Source organism: Candidatus Zixiibacteriota bacterium (genome assembly GCA_017999435.1).
In the GTDB taxonomy this organism is placed as follows: domain Bacteria; phylum Zixibacteria; class MSB-5A5; order GN15; family FEB-12; genus JAGNLV01.
Genome location: JAGNLV010000003.1, coordinates 503,085 through 518,737, shown reverse-complemented (window position 1 = coordinate 518,737; position 15,653 = coordinate 503,085). Strand labels below are relative to the sequence as shown.

The 15,653-nt window shown below is 67.4% G+C and carries 10 protein-coding genes; 7 read left to right on the top strand and 3 right to left on the bottom strand.

The window, feature by feature from the left end:
- The first annotated feature begins 174 nt into the window (after window positions 1-174).
- The 3 genes from KA261_10225 (at window position 175) to KA261_10215 (ending at window position 5,298) form a co-directional block, all read left to right on the top strand.
- Window positions 175-1,227 carry a YchF family ATPase gene (locus KA261_10225; GenBank protein ID MBP7698175.1) on the top strand — a complete coding sequence of 351 codons (1,053 nt, stop codon included), beginning with the start codon at window positions 175-177 and terminating at the stop codon, window positions 1,225-1,227.
- A 109-nt stretch (window positions 1,228-1,336) separates the two neighbouring features.
- Complete coding sequence (lon, locus tag KA261_10220; protein MBP7698174.1) at window positions 1,337-3,751, top strand: endopeptidase La; 2,415 nt, start codon at window positions 1,337-1,339, stop codon at window positions 3,749-3,751.
- Window positions 3,748-5,298, top strand: coding sequence for an NAD(P)H-hydrate dehydratase (locus tag KA261_10215; GenBank protein MBP7698173.1), 1,551 nt, complete (start codon window positions 3,748-3,750; stop codon window positions 5,296-5,298). Before lon ends, KA261_10215 begins: the two co-directional genes overlap by 4 nt.
- A gap of 7 nt (window positions 5,299-5,305) precedes the next feature.
- On the opposite strand, the gene KA261_10210 is transcribed toward KA261_10215, so the two are convergent.
- On the bottom strand, window positions 5,306-6,154 hold the full coding sequence (locus KA261_10210) for a kinase/pyrophosphorylase (protein ID MBP7698172.1): 849 nt from the start codon (window positions 6,152-6,154) through the stop codon (window positions 5,306-5,308).
- A gap of 174 nt (window positions 6,155-6,328) precedes the next feature.
- Between KA261_10210 and KA261_10205 the strand changes: the two genes are divergently transcribed.
- Window positions 6,329-7,066: a hypothetical protein gene (locus tag KA261_10205; GenBank protein MBP7698171.1), complete on the top strand. Its 738-nt coding sequence runs from the start codon at window positions 6,329-6,331 to the stop codon at window positions 7,064-7,066.
- A gap of 156 nt (window positions 7,067-7,222) precedes the next feature.
- Window positions 7,223-8,752 carry an amino acid permease gene (locus KA261_10200; protein MBP7698170.1) on the top strand — a complete coding sequence of 510 codons (1,530 nt, stop codon included), beginning with the start codon at window positions 7,223-7,225 and terminating at the stop codon, window positions 8,750-8,752.
- An 81-nt stretch (window positions 8,753-8,833) separates the two neighbouring features.
- Here the strand turns inward: KA261_10200 and secA are convergent, their stop codons facing one another.
- Window positions 8,834-11,875: a preprotein translocase subunit SecA gene (gene secA / locus KA261_10195; protein MBP7698169.1), complete on the bottom strand. Its 3,042-nt coding sequence runs from the start codon at window positions 11,873-11,875 to the stop codon at window positions 8,834-8,836.
- A gap of 234 nt (window positions 11,876-12,109) precedes the next feature.
- Between secA and KA261_10190 the strand changes: the two genes are divergently transcribed.
- Complete coding sequence (locus KA261_10190) at window positions 12,110-13,306, top strand: MFS transporter (protein MBP7698168.1); 1,197 nt, start codon at window positions 12,110-12,112, stop codon at window positions 13,304-13,306.
- Between the two features lie 27 nt (window positions 13,307-13,333).
- Here the strand turns inward: KA261_10190 and KA261_10185 are convergent, their stop codons facing one another.
- Window positions 13,334-14,587: an NAD(P)/FAD-dependent oxidoreductase gene (locus KA261_10185; protein ID MBP7698167.1), complete on the bottom strand. Its 1,254-nt coding sequence runs from the start codon at window positions 14,585-14,587 to the stop codon at window positions 13,334-13,336.
- A gap of 123 nt (window positions 14,588-14,710) precedes the next feature.
- On the opposite strand from KA261_10185, the gene rsgA reads away from it, so the two are divergent.
- Window positions 14,711-15,619: a ribosome small subunit-dependent GTPase A gene (gene rsgA / locus KA261_10180; protein ID MBP7698166.1), complete on the top strand. Its 909-nt coding sequence runs from the start codon at window positions 14,711-14,713 to the stop codon at window positions 15,617-15,619.
- Window positions 15,620-15,653: the final 34 nt, after the last annotated feature.

The following is a 15,653-nucleotide window of genomic DNA, read 5'->3' as shown; positions in this document are numbered from 1 at the left end:
TGTGGTCCCCGTTATCCAGAGCCGCAGCCGGCGGACACAGCGGCACTTTCACACGATTGCCGTGCCGTCCGGCCCCGGCGGAAATCCGATGAGATCCGAGCGGAAGCGGGCGAACCTCCTGACCGGCCGGAATCAGCCTTGCCTTCGCCTTCGCCCCACCCTTAATTACGCTCTATGAAACTCGGCATCATCGGCAAACCGCAGGCGGGGAAGACGACGATTTTCAACGCCGCCTCCGGACAGCAGGAGGCGGTCGGCGATTTCAGTCAGGCGGCCCACCGGGCGATTATCAAAGTGCCCGACCCCCGGCTGGCCGTGCTGGCGGAGATCGAGGATCCCAAGAAGATCACGCCGGCGGAAATCGAATTTCTCGACGCTCCCGGGTTCACCGGCAAGGGGAAAGAGGCCGGAGCCGTCGAGATCAGCCAGGAGGTCCGCCTCATGGAGGCGCTCATCCTGGTGGTCGATGCCTTCTCGCCCGACGCCGCGCCGGAACGCGATCTCCGGAATTTGACCGAGGAGATGATCCTCTCCGACCTCTCCATTGTCGAAGGCAATCTCGACAAGAAGGGACGGAAGATGAAACTGACCGGGGACAAGTCGGCGACGCACGACCTCGAGCTGCTCGAAACGTGCCGCGCCCAACTCGAGGGGGAGCAGCCGCTCATCGATCTGGACATGGCGGAAGAGGACCTTAAAGCGCTCCGGGGATACTCCTTCCTGACGCTCAAGCCGCTCCTGATCGCGGTTAACATCGCCGAAGACGCGCTGGACCGGGCCGGGGCGATGCGCGAGGGGTATGCCGGCCTCGCGGCGCCGGGGAAGCGGGATGTGGCGGTCGTGTGCGGCCGGATCGAGGCCGAGCTGGCCGCGCTGCCTGAGATTGAGCGGGCCGCGTTCCTGGCCGACCTCGGGATCGCGACGCCGGCGGTCGACCAGGTGATCCGGAAGTCCTACGACCTGCTCGGTCTGATTTCGTTTCTCACGGCCGCCAAGCCGGAGGTGCGGGCGTGGACGATCCGCGCCGGCACGACGGCCCAGCGGGCGGCCGGCGTCATTCACAGCGACATCGAGCGCGGCTTCATTCGGGCCGAGGTCACGCGGTTCGAGGACTACGCCCGGTACCGCACGCCGGCGGCGCTCAAAGCGGCCGGCAAAACGCGCCTCGAGGGCAAGGACTATGTGGTGCAGGACGGCGACGTGATCCTGTTCCGCTTCAACGTGTAGGGATGCCGAAACGCGCCCCGCCCGTGCCGCGGCCGGGCCGGCCGCGCGGGAAAGTGCGACAACAGCCCGCCCCGCCCCGCGGGGCGTCACCGAATGAGGTATTGTGACCATGACGACCGACCAACCGCAGACTCCGGATGAGGCGAAGCAGGCGGCCGGCCCGCGCATCCTGCCCATTCTCCCGCTGAAAGGCACCATCGTCTATCCGTACCTCGTGGTGCCGCTGATGATACAGGATGCCGAGCAGGCCCGCCTCGTCGACGAGGCCCTCATGCGCGGCTCGCGGATCGGGCTCTTCCTCCAGAAGGACGCCGAACAGGAACACCCCGGCCCCGACGATCTCTACCACACCGGCTGCTCCGGAAGCATTCTCAAGATGCTGCGGTTCCCGGACGGCACGGTGCGGTTTCTCATCCAGGGTCTCGCCCGCCTCCGCATCGTCCGCTTCACCCACACCGAACGCTACCTCATGGCGGAGGTCGAGGAACTCCGCGAGCAGATCGACGACGGGATCAAGATCGATGCCCTCCAGCGCAGCATCCTCGGACGCGTCCAGCAGCTCGTGGAGCTCGCCCCCTACCTGACCGAGGAGTTTCACGTCTCGGCGATCAACCAGGACTCGCCCTCGAAACTGGCCGACTTCATCGCCTCCAATCTCAACATCCCGATCCGGCAGAAGCAGGAGTTTCTCGAGGAGACGGAAGTGCTGAGGCGGCTGCAGAAGCTGCACCAGGCGATCAACAAGGAGGTCGAGGTGCTGCAGCTCTCGCAGAAGATCCAGGCGCAGGCGGCGAGCGAGCTCGGCAAATCGCAGCGGGACTACATCCTCCGCGAACAGATGAAAGCGATCCAGCGCGAGCTCGGACAGGGGGAGGAGACCTCGGAAATCGAGGAGTTCGAGAGAAAGATCGCCGAGGCGCACATGCCCGAGGTGGCGGCCCAGGCGGCCCGCAAAGAGGTCGACCGGCTCCGCCACATGAACCCCTCGTCGGCCGAGTACACCGTCTCGCGCACTTACCTCGACTGGCTGGTGTCGATGCCGTGGAGCAAGTCGACCGAGGACCGGCTCGATCTGCGGCGGGCGAAGAAAGTACTCGACGACGACCACTATGATCTGGCGACGGTGAAGGACCGCATCCTCGAATACCTCGCCGTACGCAAACTGAAAGCCGACATCAAGGGGCCGATCCTCTGTTTTGTCGGGCCGCCGGGGGTGGGGAAGACCTCGCTCGGGCGGTCGATCGCCCGCGCCATCGGACGCGAGTTCATGCGCGTCTCGCTCGGGGGCATGCGCGACGAGGCCGAGATCCGCGGGCACCGGCGCACCTATATCGGCGCCATGCCCGGCCGGATCATCCAGTCGATCCGCCGCGCCGGCAGCAACAACCCGGTGATCATGCTCGACGAAATCGACAAGCTCGGCGCCGATTTCCGCGGCGACCCCTCCTCGGCCCTCCTCGAGGTCCTCGACCCCGAGCAGAACGACACCTTCTCCGACCACTATCTCGAGGTGCCGTTCAACCTGTCCCGGGTGATGTTCATCACGACCGCCAACTGGCTCGAGCCCATCCCCGCCGTTCTGCGCGACCGTATGGAGGTGATCCGCATTCCCGGCTACACCGACATCGAGAAACTCCAGATCGCCCGCCGGCACCTGATCCCCAAACAACTCGAGAACCACGGGCTGACCGGGGACCAACTGGTGGTCGAGGATTCGGCGGTCACCGCCATCATCGAGGGATACACGCGCGAGGCCGGGCTGCGCAATCTCGAGCGCGAGATCGCGGCGGTGGCCCGCAAGGCGGCGCGAAAGGTCGCCCAGGGAGACTCTGCGAAAGTCGTCGTCACCGGCAAGGAAATCCCCAAACTCCTCGGTCCGCAGCGCTTCACCCGCGAAGTGCTCATGCGCAAGGGGCAGATCGGCGTCGTGCCGGGACTCGCCTACACCTCGGTCGGCGGCGAACTGCTCTTCATCGAGGCGACCTCGATGGTCGGCAAGGAGTCGTTCACGCTGACCGGCCAGCTCGGCGAGGTCATGAAAGAATCGGCCCAGGCCGCGCTCTCCTACGTGCGCTCGAACGCCGAAACCCTCGGAATCGATCCGACCGTGTTCGAGAAGCGCGCCCTCCACATCCACGTGCCCGCCGGCGCCACGCCCAAAGACGGCCCCTCGGCGGGGATCACGATGGCAGTCGCCCTCGCGTCGCTCTTCGCCGCCCGTCCCGTGAAACCGTGCTTGGCCATGACCGGCGAGATCACGCTCCGCGGCCAGCTCATGCCGATCGGCGGGCTGAAAGAAAAGCTGCTCGCCGCGTACCGCGCCGGCATCGAGGAGGTCATCCTGCCGGAGGACAACCGCAAAGACATCGCCGAGATCCCGCCGGAGATCAAGAAGGCGATCCGGTTTAAGTATTTCTCCGCGGCGATTGAAGCAATCAAATATGCGCTCGACCGCCCCGCCGTGTGCGGGGGCGCGGCGGCCAACGCCGCGGCCGGGCGGAAACGGAAACGGCCGGGCCGATGAAACTCGTCACCGCCGAACAGATGCGCGCGATCGACCGGGAAACGATCGAGGTCCACGGCATCCCCGGTCCCGTCCTCATGGAGAACGCCGGGCGGGGGATCGCCGAACGCCTCGCCGTCGCCGTCATCCCCAAAGTCCGCGGCGCCAAAGTCGCGGTCGTCTGCGGAAAGGGGAACAACGGCGGCGACGGTTTCGTGGTCGCCCGGCACCTCGCCGGCATGGGCGCCCAGGTCGCCGTCTACTACCTGGGCCCGCCCGAGCAGATGTCGGAGGACTGCCGCCTCAACTTCGAACGCGCCAAAGAGCTCGGATTCCCGATGACCGAGGTGACGGCGGTCGAGGCGCTCCCGGAGACGCTGCCCGATGACTTCATTGTCGACGCCGTTTTCGGCACCGGGTTCTCCGGGGCGCCGCGCGGTCTGGCGGGAGAGCTGATCGAGTACATCAACCGCCACGAGGACCGGACCGTCATCGCTGTCGACATGCCCTCGGGCCTCAACGCCGACACGGGCGAGGGGGAGGGGGCGGTCGTACAGGCCCACTACACTTTCCCGCTGGCCCTTCCCAAGTACGGGCTCTACGTGTCGCCCGGGCGCGAACTGGCCGGCGCGGTGGCGGTGGTGCCGATCGGGGTGCCCGATGAAGTGCTGGCGAAATTCGACCTCCGCTCCGACCTGATCACTCTCGGCATGGTGCGCCAATGGCTGCCCGACCGCCCGCCCGACGGGCACAAGGGGACATTCGGCCGGCTCCTGATCGTGGCCGGCTCGCTCGGCATGACCGGCGCGGCGGCCCTGGCCGGGACGGCCGCCTACCGCTGCGGCTGCGGGCTGGTCAAGATCGGCTGCCCCCGGAGCGTGCTCCCGATCATCGCCGCGCTCATCGCCGAGGCGACCTCGCACCCCCTGCCCGACGTGGCCAAGCGGGGGGCGCTCGCTCTGCGTGGCCTCGGCGAAGTGCGCCGTCTGGCCGAGGACCATGACGCGGTCGCCGTGGGACCGGGAATCGGCCGCCACCGCGAAACCTTCGAACTCGTGCGGCGCTTCACGGCTGGTCTGACCAAACCGGCGGTGATCGATGCCGACGGCATCAACGCGTTCGCCGGCCACGCCGCTCTGCTCGCCGGGCGGGAGGGGGGCGCCGCGCTCGTGCTGACCCCGCATCCGGGCGAGTTCGCCCGCCTCACCGGGGAGACGGTCCCGGCCGGGATTCACGACCGGATGGCGCTCGTGCGGAAATGGGCGAAAGAACTCAGAGCGGTGCTCGTGCTCAAGGGGAGCCCGACTTTGGTGGCCGCGCCCAACGGTTCGTGTTTCCTCAACCCCACCGGCAACGAAGGCATGGCCTGCGGCGGGACGGGCGACGTATTGACGGGGGCGATCGGCTCGTTTCTCGCCCAGGGCATGGGGCCGCTGTCGGCCGCCGTGTGCGGCGTGTACGTGCACGGCATGGCGGGGGATTTCGCCGCCGATGCCCGCACCTCGCGCGCCATGATCGCCGGTGACTTGAACCAGTACCTGTCGGAAGTGTTCGGGCAGCTGGAATAGCCCGCGGTCACTCCTCCCGCGGGATCCCCAGTTCGTCGAGAATCTCCACCGCCACCTCCTCGATCGCCCGGCGGGTCACGTCGACCGTCCGCCACCCGTTCCGCTCGAACAGCTCCCGGCACCAGCGGTAGTCCCGGCGAATCACCCGCACATCCACGTAGTCGCTCAGTTCGGCCACGGCGCTGTCGGTGCGGGCGAGCAGCTCCAGGCGTTCCTCCCGCACGTGGGAGAGGATGTCGGGGTCCATCAGGAGCCCGACAATCCGCTCGCGGGGAAGGTGGCCGAGGTGGTGCTTGAGCGCCAGCTCGGTCGTCACCCCCGGCACGATCGGGATGTTGGCCACTTTCAGCCCGTGGTTGCAGGCCAGGTACATCGAAATGGGCGTCTTGCACGTGCGCGACAGGCCGACCAGGACAAGGTCGGCGTCCCCGATCATCGCCCCCCGGCCGTCGTCGTGCTCGACCGTGAACCCGATCGCATCGACCTTCTTGTAGTACCGGTCGTCGATGCGGTGGAGGATGCCCGGGCGGTAGTCGGGGTGGACGCCGAGAAACTTGCGCATCGTCTTGAGCATCGGGTCGAGGACGTTGATGTGGAGGATGTCGCGCTCGGCCAGCCTGCGGTGGAAGTACTTGTGGATGTCCGGGGAGATAAACGAGTAGATCACCAGGTACTCGTTGGAGATCTCTGCCAGCACCTTGTCGACCGCCTTGCGGTTGCGGACATTCTGAAACGTGCCCTCGAGGCGGAACCCCACCTCGGCCTGGGCATACTGCGAGAGAACCGCGTCCATGAGCCGCTTGGCCGTACGCCCCGTGCCGTCGGAAACAATGACGATCTTCTTGACCCCGTCCATGATAACCTCTCCCGTCCGGGCCGGCGACCCGGCCGCGGACTCCCGATTATAGCGCCCCGCCCCGGCCGTTGTCAATTGCGCCGGGCGATGATCTGCTGGACGGGGCTGTCGGCGTGAGCTATATTCCGGGCGGCCGCATGGAGCGGCCGGCCTCAGTTGTGAAGGGAAGTGCCTATGATGCCGTGTTTCCGGAAGGGTCGTCTCGGGGCCGCCATGGCCGTGCTGGCCGCGCCGGCGGTGCTGCTGCTGGCCCCTGCGGCCGCGGCGCAGCCGCCGCCCACCCCGCCGCGCGCGCAGGCGGAACCCCCTGCACCCGCCTACCCCGAGCAGTTCTTCCTCCACGCCGGGGTCGGCGGCGGGCTGGCTGTCTTCAGCTCCGGCGACATTGAACGCCGGTTGAGCGACGAGTTCCATGAGTCCTTCAAGCTGACCAACGCGGGGGTCGACTTCGCCTACCTCGTGCGCTGCGGTTACAGAAACATCGCCCAGGCGGAGTATCGCGTGGAAAAAGGGTTCGGCCACAAGTTCTACTATGACCTGGGCACGGCGAGCACGGCCTCGACCGATCGCGTCGAGGTGGAGGCGAATGTCGATTCCTGGGAGTGGCTGCTCAAAATTAACCCCGCCTTCACCTGGCTGCGGGACAAGTCCATGGGGATCTACCTTCTCTACGGCCGGGGAACATCGGAGTATTTCGGCGACCTCGGCGTGCAGTTCGACGGCGGGGAGAAGGAGTTGTTCGGGATCGAGTTTCTGAAACTCTACCGCTGGTACGCCTTCACCGTGAGCGCCGAGTACCACACGATCACCTACGATTCGTACGCGGACGAGGACTCGCGGCCGACCGCGGGCGCCTGGGACGCCTCCTACTGGATCATCCAGGGGAGTCTCTCGGCCGGGTTCGGGGACTAGGCCGGCGGCGCGCGGGCGGAATTTCTTGACAGGGTTTCCTCAAATTCGCACTTTCGAAAAATGCAGGGTTCGTGCCCGGCCGGCGGCCATGGCCCGCGGCGGGTACCGGGGACGGACAACGGAAATTGACCGACACGACAATCCGGAGGCAGACCCATGGCCAATCCCTTGTTCGCCAAGAAACCGCTCGCCCTGTGCCTGGAGGAGATGAAAGGGGAGAACCGGCTCCGGCGCATCCTCGGTCCGGTGCGGCTGACCAGCCTCGGGGTCGGGGCGATCATCGGCACCGGGATTTTCGTCCTGGTCGGGCAGGTCGCCCATGACAAGGCCGGCCCCGCCCTCATGCTCTCCTTCATGGTGGCCGGCCTCGCCTGCGTCTTCGCCGCCCTCTGCTACGCCGAGTTCGCCTCGATGGTGCCGATCGCCGGCTCCGCCTACACCTATGCCTACGCCACCCTGGGGGAACTCCCGGCCTGGATCATCGGGTGGGACCTCGTTCTCGAGTACACCGTCAGTTCGGCCACGGTGGCCCACGGGTGGTCCAAGTACTTTCAGGATTTCCTGGGAATATTCGGCCTCAAATTGCCCTACGCGCTGTCCACCGCTCCCTTCGACTACGATCCCGGCGTGGGACACCTCGTCTCGACCGGCGCGGTGATCGACCTGCCGGCGGTCGTTGTCGCCTGTCTGATCACGTTCGTGCTGGTGAAGGGGATCCGGGAGAGCGCCGGGTTCAATGCCGCGCTGGTGGCCGTCAAGGTGGCGATCGTCCTGTTCGTCATCGCCGTGGGCGCCTTCTTCATCAATCCCGATCACTGGCGACCGTTCGCGCCGTACGGATACACCGGCATCAGTTTTTTCGGTAACCTCGTCTCGGGCCAGGCCGACGCCGGGGGCGCGCCGCTCGGCATGCTCTCGGGGGCCGCCATGATCTTCTTCGCCTACATCGGCTTCGACTCCGTCTCCACCCACGCCGAGGAGGCCAAGCGGCCCAACCGCGACGTTCCCATCGGAATCATCGCCTCGCTCATCATTTGCACCGTGCTCTACCTCGCCGTGGCCGCCGTCCTCACCGGCATGGTCCCCTACGACCGGATCAACATCGAGGCGCCCGTGTCGGATGCTTTTCGGCAGATCGGCCTGCCCTGGGCGCAGTTCCTGATCTCGCTCGGCGCGGTTGCCGGCATCACTTCAGTGCTGCTGGTGATGATGCTCAGCCAGCCCCGGGTGATGCTAGCGATGGCGCGGGACGGCATGGTGCCGCCGTCGTTCTTCGGCGCCGTGCATCCGAAATTCCGCACGCCGTGGAAGTCGACCATTCTCACCGGGATCTTCGTGTCGGTGATGGCCGCCGCGCTCCCCCTGCGCATCCTCGCGGAGCTCGTGAATATCGGAACTCTCCTCGCCTTCGTGATCGTGTGTGCGGCGGTCCTCATCATGCGCTACACGAATCCGCACGCCGAGCGGCCCTTCCGCGCTCCTCTGTTCCCGCTGGTCCCGCTGCTCGGGATCGGGAGTTGTGTGCTGCTGATGTTTTCGCTCCCGGTGGAGAACTGGCTGCGGCTGTTCGGCTGGCTGGCGGTCGGTTTTGTGATCTACTTCACCTACAGCCGGCGCCACGCCGTGACGCGCCGTCTGCGGGCGGCCGGCGCCGCGCCGGAGCGAAAAGAAGCCGGGACACGGTGAGCGCCTTCGTCCCCGCGGCGCGGGAGCCAGCCGCGCGGGGCGTGCGCGCCCGCCGGGGGCGGCTGCGGGCGGTTTTCGCCCTCACGCCTCCCCGGCGCCGTGGCACTTCTTGTACTTCTTGCCCGATCCGCATGGGCAGGGATCGTTGCGCCCGACTTTCGGCATCTCCCGCTTGATCGTGCGTGCCTGGCGCCCGGCTTGCGAGGCCTCCGCCATCGGGTCCCGCTCGTGCGGGGCCATGCCGGCCGGGCCGGCACCCGCCCCGGTCGGACCGGCGCCGCGCATTCCCGCGCCCACCGGTTCTCCCGGAGCGCGCCCGCCGCCCAGTCCCATGTTGGTGGCGTCGGCATGGCTGGTCTGAAGATTCTGCGGGACCCGCCGGCGGTCGGTGCGCGACTGCTCGGGGATGTTCACCCGCAGCTTGTACACGAGGTTGACGGCCTCGCGGTCGATCCGCACCACCATGTCCTCGAACATCTTGAAAGCCTCGCGCTTGTAGATGTCGATCGGTTTGCCCATCCCCTGGTGGTAGGCGCGCAGCCCGATCCCCGTGCGCAGCTCGTCCATCTCGGCCAGATGGTCGCGCCAGTGGCGGTCGATCGTCGACAGCACCGCGTACCGCTCCAGCTGCCGCATGATCTCCGGGCCGTAGGCGGCCTCCTTCTGCCGGTAGAACGCCATCACCGCCCCGAGGAGCTGTTCGCGGAGTTTCGCCTGGGTGAACTCGGCGATGTCGTCCGTTCTGACCTCGAAATTGAGCAGGTAGATCTCGCGCAGCTTGTCGCGCAGGCCGGTCCAGTTCCACTCTTCGGGGTGATCCTTCTCCGGGGCGTATTCCGCCAGAAGATCGTCGAGCACCCCCTCGATGAGCTCGACCACTTCCTCCTGAATGGACGGCCGCTCGAGCGCGGCGAGGCGGCGCTCGTAGATCCACTTGCGCTGGACGTTCATGACGTCGTCGTACTCCAGCGTGTGTTTGCGGATGGCGAAATTCTGGGCCTCGACCTTCTTCTGGGCGCGCTCGATCGCCCGCGTGACCATCCCGTGGGTGATCACTTCCCCCTCCTGTACGCCGAGGCGGTCCATGATCGCGCCGAGGCGGTCGCCGCCGAACAGCCGCATGAGGTCGTCTTCGAGCGAGAGGAAAAACAGCGAGGATCCGGGGTCGCCCTGGCGGCCGGCGCGGCCGCGGAGCTGGCGGTCGATGCGGCGGGCCTCGTGCCGTTCGGTGCCGATAATGTGGAGGCCGCCCAGTTCGACCACGCCCGGGCCGAGGCGGATGTCGGTGCCGCGGCCGGCCATGTTGGTGGCAATCGTCACCGCGCTCCGCTGCCCGGCCTGGGCGACAATCTCGGCCTCCCGCTGGTGCTGTTTGGCGTTCAACACGTTGTGCGGGATCCCCGTCCGCTTCAACATCCGCGAAAGCGTCTCCGACACTTCCACCGAGGTCGTGCCGACCAGGGCCGGCCGGCCCGCGTTGTATTGGGTCTGGATCTCCTCGATGATCGCGTTGTACTTCTCCCGACGCGTCCGGAAAATCTGATCGTCCATGTCTTTACGGATCACCGGCTTGTTGGTCGGGATCACGGTCACATCGAGCTTGTAGATGTCCCAGAACTCGGCCGCCTCGGTCTCGGCCGTCCCGGTCATGCCCGCGAGCTTCTCATACATGCGGAAATAATTCTGAAGCGTGATGGTCGCAAGCGTCTGCGTCTCCGCCTCGATCTTGACGCCCTCCTTGGCCTCGATCGCCTGGTGGAGGCCGTCGGAGTACCGCCGCCCCGACAGGATGCGCCCCGTGAACTGGTCGACGATCATCACTTTGCCGTCCTGCAGCACGTACTCGACGTCCTTCTCGTACAGCGAGTACGCACGGAGCAGTTGGTTGATCGCGTGCACTTTCTCGGACCGCTCGGCGTGGACCGCGTAGGCGGCGTCGATCCGCTTCTGCCGCTCCTCTGGCGCCAGCGACTGATCCCCCTCGATCTCCGACAGCATACTCGACAGGTCGGGCAGCTCGAACAGATTCTGCTCTTCCTTCGTCAGTTGGGCGGTGCCGAGGTCGGTCAAGGCGATCGTGTGCTCGCGTTCGTCGATGAAGAAATAGAGCCGGTCGTCGATCTCGTGCAGTTTCTTGTCGCGCATGTAGGCGGACTCGACGTCGGTGATGAGCTTGGCCACCCCCGGCTCTTTCTCCACCTTGAGCAGGCGCTTGTTCTTCGGCGCGCCCCGCCGGGCGGCCAGCAGGAGAGTGCCCGCCTGGAAATGATCCCCGTCCTCGGCGGCCAGGATCTCCTCCGCCTCGGCCACCATGTCGTTGATCAGGCGCGTCTGCTTGCGCACCAGCGTCTCCACTGTCGCCAGCATCTCCCGGTAGCGGTCGTGGACAGTCGTGGTCTCGACCTGCCCGGAGATGATCAGCGGCGTGCGCGCCTCGTCGATCAGGATCGAGTCAACCTCGTCGATGATCGCGTAGCCGAAATTCCGGTGCACCCGGTCCTCCACCCGCTGCGCCATGTTATCGCGGAGGTAGTCGAAGCCGAATTCATTGGCGGTGCCGAAGGTGATGTCGCAGAGGTACTGGGTGCGGCGTTCCGCGTTGGTCATCTGGTTCTGAATGCACCCCACCGTCAGCCCAAGGTACGTGTAAATCCACCCCATCCACTCGGAGTCTCGGCGGGCGAGGTAGTCGTTGACCGTGACGATGTGCACGCCTTTGCCGGCCAGCGCGTTAAGATAGGTCGGCAGGGTCGCCACCAGCGTCTTCCCTTCCCCCGTCGCCATCTCCGCGATCTTCCCCTGGTGGAGCACGATGCCGCCGATCAACTGCACGTCGAACGGGACCATGTTCCATTCGACCGGCAGGCCGACCACCTCCAGGGTCTTCCCGACGTGGCGGCGGCAGGCCTCCTTGACGACCGCGAAGGCCTCGGGCAAGAGGTCGTCGAGCGTCGCCCCCTCGGCCAGCCGCTGCCGGAACTCCGCCGTCTTGCCCGTCAGCTCCTCCTCGGTCAGCACAGAGAGTCTCTCGTAGTGCTCGTTGATCTCGGCCACCAGCGGGGCGATCTTCTTGATGTCGCGGTCGTGTTTGGAGCCGAAAATCCTGGTCAGCAAATTCGCCATACCTGCATTCGCCGCTTCGGGTTTACCTTAACCTTATACAATAATACATGGGCCCTTCCGGGGCAATCGTCTTGCTGGAGCATACGCCCCGGCGGACGCGGGAGCAAGATAAAGCGCCCCCCGGCCCCCGCACTTCGTCGTTGACCGGCCCGCCGCCGGGCCGCTATCCTGTCGGGGCGGCGGCGCACCGCCGACCCGGCCGCGCGCCGGCGGCGCCGCCCCGAAAAACCCTGTATGACTGCGCCAACCGACCGCCCGGCCGTCCCGAGAATCCCCCCCGGGGTATGGGTCCTCGGCTTTGTGAGCATGCTTATGGACGTCTCCTCGGAGATGATCCATGGGCTGCTGCCGCTGTTTCTCACCACCGTGCTGGGCGCGGGCGTGATCGCTGTCGGCCTGATCGAGGGTCTGGCCGAGGCCACCGCGCTCATCGTCAGGGTCTTCTCCGGCATAGTGAGCGACTACCTGGGCAAACGGAAAGCCCTCGCGCTCCTCGGCTACGGACTGGGGGCGCTGACCAAGCCGCTTTTCGCCCTGGCGCCGCACGCAGGCGTGGTGCTGGCGGCGCGTCTGGCGGACCGCGTCGGCAAAGGGATCCGGGGGGCGCCGCGCGATGCGCTGGTGGCGGACATCACGCCCCCGGCCCTGCGCGGAGCGGCCTTCGGTCTCCGCCAGTCGCTCGACACCGTCGGGGCCTTTCTCGGCCCGCTGGCGGCGGTCGGGCTGATGCTTTTGTGGCACGACAACTTCCGCGCCGTGTTCGGCCTGGCCGTAATCCCCGGCGCGGCGGCCGTCGTCCTGCTCGCCCTCGGTCTCCGCGAACCCGGCCGCCCCCCCGCGGGGCGCCGCACCAACCCCATTCGCCGCGACAATCTCCGCCTCCTCGGCCCCGCCTATTGGTGGGTAGCGGCTATCGGGGCCGTCTTCACCCTTGCCCGCTTCTCCGAAGCTTTTCTCGTGCTCCGGGCGCAGCAGGCGGGAATGGCGATCGCGCTCGTGCCGCTGGTGATGGTAGTGATGAACGCCGCTTACGCGTTGACCGCCTACCCGTTCGGGAGGCTCTCCGACCGGCTCAGCCACACCGCCCTGCTGGCCGCCGGCCTGGTCGTGCTGATCGCGGCCGATCTCGTCCTCGCCGCCGGGTCCGGATGGAGGCTGGTCCTGGTCGGGGTGACTCTCTGGGGGCTGCACATGGGGCTGACCCAGGGGCTGCTCGCCCGCATGGTCGCCGATACCGCTCCCGCTACTCTGCGCGGCACCGCCTTCGGCTTCTTCAACCTCATCAGCGGACTGGCCATGCTGCCCGCCAGCGTCGTCGCCGGGCTCATGTGGGCGCGTTTCGGCGCCGCGGCGACGTTTTACACCGGGGCCGGCTTCGGCGCTCTGGCGCTGGCTGGACTGCTCGCCCGCCGACCCGCCCGCTCCGCCTGAACCGCGGCGGCCGCCGGGCCGCGCCTCTCAGCAGAAGTAGGAGAGAATGATGCTCAGCGGGTGGAACAGCCGCCGCGGGCTTTCCGTCTCGGCCATGAACGCCTCCACCTGCCGCTGCAGGTAGCGGCTTCGCGTGATGCGGCGCGCCACATAGTCGTTCAGCCGCCGCCGCCCCAGGTAACGCTCCGCGACGGCGTATCCGCGGTAGCGGGGACGGAGCTCGCGGAGGCGTTCGCTGAACCGGCCGAGGAGGGACGGATCATCGGCGGCGAGCGCCTCGTGCAGCGTCTCCGCGGCCAGCGACCCCGTTTCCATCGCCTTGCCGATTCCCTCCCCGGTAAACGGGTAGGTCGCCCCGATCGTTTCGCCGATCGCCAGCACGTTGCCGCAATGGGCGGTTGCGAGCCCGCGCAGCCCGCAGCGGAGAGCGGCGCCGGCGATGGGGGAGACGATCTCCGCCCCGGCCATGATCTCGCGCGCGGGAGGAAACCGCTCCATAAACCGGTGCAGCGTCCGCTTCAGCATGTGCCGTCCGTCACGCACGTGGCGGTACATCGTCCCGCACCCGACGTTGTACAGGAAGGCGCCCGGATGGCCGTGATCTTCGCCCAGCGGCACGATCCAGCCGTAGCCGGGGAGGATGGACTCGTCGTACGAGATGATCGTGTCATCGCGGCGGCGGGGCGAACGGACATAGCAGCGCAGCGCGATCGCGCTCGGTTCCGGATCGGTGACCAGGCCGATGCGCTGGGCGAGGTCGACCACCGCCCCGGTCGCAACCGCCGCGAAACGGGCGGTGATTGGTTCGGCGACGCCCGAGAGATGCACGCGCACCAGGCCGTCCCCGGCCGCCGGCTCCACCCCGGCGGCGTTGCCCGCCAGGACGTGCGCCCCCGCCGCTGCCGCGTGGCGGCAGAGCTCGTAGTCGAGGCGCTTCCGGCTCAGCGCGAGATACTCGCCGGGGACGGCGAAGCGGATCCCCGAGGGGCTGGCGACCTCGATGGTCCGGCTCGCATGGGCGAGCGCCGCGATGCGGGCGTGGAGATCCACCCGGCGGAGCATCGCCAGCGCGTCCGGCACGAGCAGGTCGCCGCACACTTTGTGGCGGGGAAACCGTTCTTTGTCGATGACCAGCACGTTGTGGCCGGAGTGCGCCAACTGGCGCGCGCAGACCGACCCGGCCGGACCGGCCCCGATGATGACGGCATCCCACGGTCGCGCCGCGCAAGCACGCGGATCCCCCCGCAGGACCTGATCGTATGACCATTCCGAACCGGACATCGTGACCGCATCCTTTCGTTCCACCACGATACACTGCGCGGGCGCGCGGGTCAACCCGGTCGGCGGTCGCGGGACAAAATCGCTTGATACGCTCCGCGTTCGGGCATACCTTTACGGCGACGTATGACGGAACGGGAAAAGGGTATCGTGGTGGCCACCCGCGGGCGGCTCTTTGAGGTGTGCGCGGCGGACGGTGCGCGCGTGCTCTGTGAAGTCCGCCGCAAAGTCAAGCACCAGACGGAGCATGAGACGCCGGTCGCGGTCGGCGATGACGTCGTGATCACGCGCGTCTCTCCCGGCGGCGGGGCGATTGACGAGGTACTCCCCCGCCGGACCGCCTTTGTCCGGCCGGCCAAAGGCCGGGAAACCAAAAAACAGGTCCTGGCCGCCAATCTCGACCGCCTCGCGGCGGTCGTGTCGATCCAGGCCCCGCCGCTCAGGCCCGGCCTGATCGACCGCTTCCTCATCGCCGCCCGTCTCGGCGGACTCGAACCGCTGGTCGTGATCAACAAGGTCGATCTCGAGCCGCCCCCCGGACTCGATGACGTGGTGGCGGTCTACCGGTCGCTCGGCTGCGGGGTTTTTCTCGTCTCGGGGCTCGCCGGAACCGGCCTGGGCGAGCTGTGCGAGGCGCTCCGCGGCCACCGGACCCTCTTCGCGGGACATTCGGGCGTGGGGAAGACGACGCTTCTGAACGCCTTTGTGCCGGGCCTTCGCCTGCGCGTCGGCCAGGTCTCTCCGATCACCCGCCGCGGCCGGCACACGACGACCACGATCGAAATGTGCGAACTGCCCACCGGCGGATTTGTGGTCGACTCGCCCGGGCTGCGCGTCCTCGGGCTGTGGGAGATCACCCCGGACGACCTCCGCGGCATGTACCACGAATTCGAACCGTTCGCCGGCGAGTGCCGCTACCAGCCCTGCTCCCACACCCACGAGCCGGGCTGCGCGGTCAAAAAGGCGGTGGCGGCCGAGAAGATCCACGCCCTCCGGTACGAGAATTACCTGGCCATCGCGGCCTCCCTCCCCTGAGGGACCGGCGCGATAAACGAATCCCCCTCCGGGG